A 1,414-nucleotide genomic window follows, 5' to 3' on the forward strand; every position below is an offset into this window, starting at 1 on the left:
TTCTTGTCGGACTGCTGATGCTTCMGGCAGCTGCCCTCTCATCCAACGAACTCGTCTCCACCCTCGAGCAACGCCTGCGAACCGACGGCGTCGAAGGCGTCAACGCCTACCTGGGCAAGCAATCGTCCGCGCTGGCCGACCTGAACCAACGGACCGCCGACTGCGACACGCAGGCCATCGGCCTCACGGTCAAGCTGAGTCGCGGCAAGAACTCGAAGACAACCGAGGCGCACAGAGAAGCACTTCGCAGCGCAGTCGGCACCTGCACCGAGAACGTCCTGTCGCTGCTCTCGCTGAACGAAGTCCCGAAGATCTGTGCTTCCGTGTCGGCCTGGACGGTGACCCAGACGGCCCGGGAACTGCGGCGCCGGATGCGAGCCATCGACACGGATGAAGCGCTCCGCTCGACCGAGCGCGGCAAGGCCTGTGGCGCCGCCTATCGCTTCGAATTCGAGAACACCCGAGTCGGCCTCAGAGTCAAGTCATGACCTTCTCCAGCATTCCCCACCCCACCACCGACACCGCTGCGGCGGATGACGGGCAGATCCACCAGCTCTCGCTCTCGGGCGGGGGGTTTCGCGCCGCCTTCTATCACCTGGGTGCACTGCACGCATTGGCAGCCCAAGGGCGCCTGCGCGAACTGAAGATGCTGGTGACCATCTCGGGCGGATCGATCGCCGCGGGCTTCTTCCTGCAGGAATGGCTGGCCGAGGCACGGCACGGGCCGGTGCGCGACGATGCGCTGGCGCAGTGCGCGCTGCGTGCACACCTGGCTCTCTTTCGCAAGAGCCGCCACAACCCCCGGCTGCGCGTGATGGCGTCGATTCGCGCGCTGAGCAGCGGGCTGGTGCGCAACGAGTTCGGCTTCTCGGACGCGATGTCACGCATCAATCGCCGCTGGCTGCGCCGCCTGCATCGAGCGGCCGCGGCGGATGTGTGGCCCACCGAGCTGCCGGAGTGGCGCATCGCCTGCTCCGACTACGCCCAGGGCAACCGCTGCGTGGTGCTGCTGGGCGACCGGCGCCTGCCGCGCCAGCCCGATGCCAGCTACCTGACGATGAACGACCTGCCGGTCGCGCGCGCCATCGCGGCGTCGAGCGCGGTGCCCGGGGTGTTCGAACCCATCCGCTGCGGCAGGCATCACCTGGGCGACGGCGGCGTCCTCGACAACCACGGCCTGCGCGAATTCGACCCGGCGCTCGGCCATGCCACCTGCATCGACGCCTCCGCGCCGGCCTGGCCGATGCGCCCGATCGACGGCTGGGCCACGCCGATGCGCGCGATGGACCTGATGATGGAGCAGACGCGCGGCGACGTCCTGCGCGCACGCAACTGCACGCTGATCTCGCTGCGCGACCCGGTGCCCCAGCCGAGCGGCCTGGACTGGTGGCCGCACCTTCGCGCACTGCGCACC

Annotated in this window: 2 protein-coding genes; both read left to right on the plus strand. The window is 68.9% G+C overall.

All coding sequences use genetic code 11. The features are described from left to right. On the plus strand, positions 1-488 hold a 488-nt coding region (locus AC1D15_RS32230; protein ID WP_477829262.1), incomplete at its 5' end, for a hypothetical protein. Further along, positions 485-1,414, plus strand: a 930-nt coding sequence (locus AC1D15_RS32235) for a patatin-like phospholipase family protein (RefSeq protein WP_477829263.1), incomplete at its 3' end; no start/stop codon positions are given. The genes AC1D15_RS32230 and AC1D15_RS32235, both read left to right, overlap by 4 nt.

This window comes from Rhizobacter sp. P2_H2 (genome assembly GCF_056403375.1).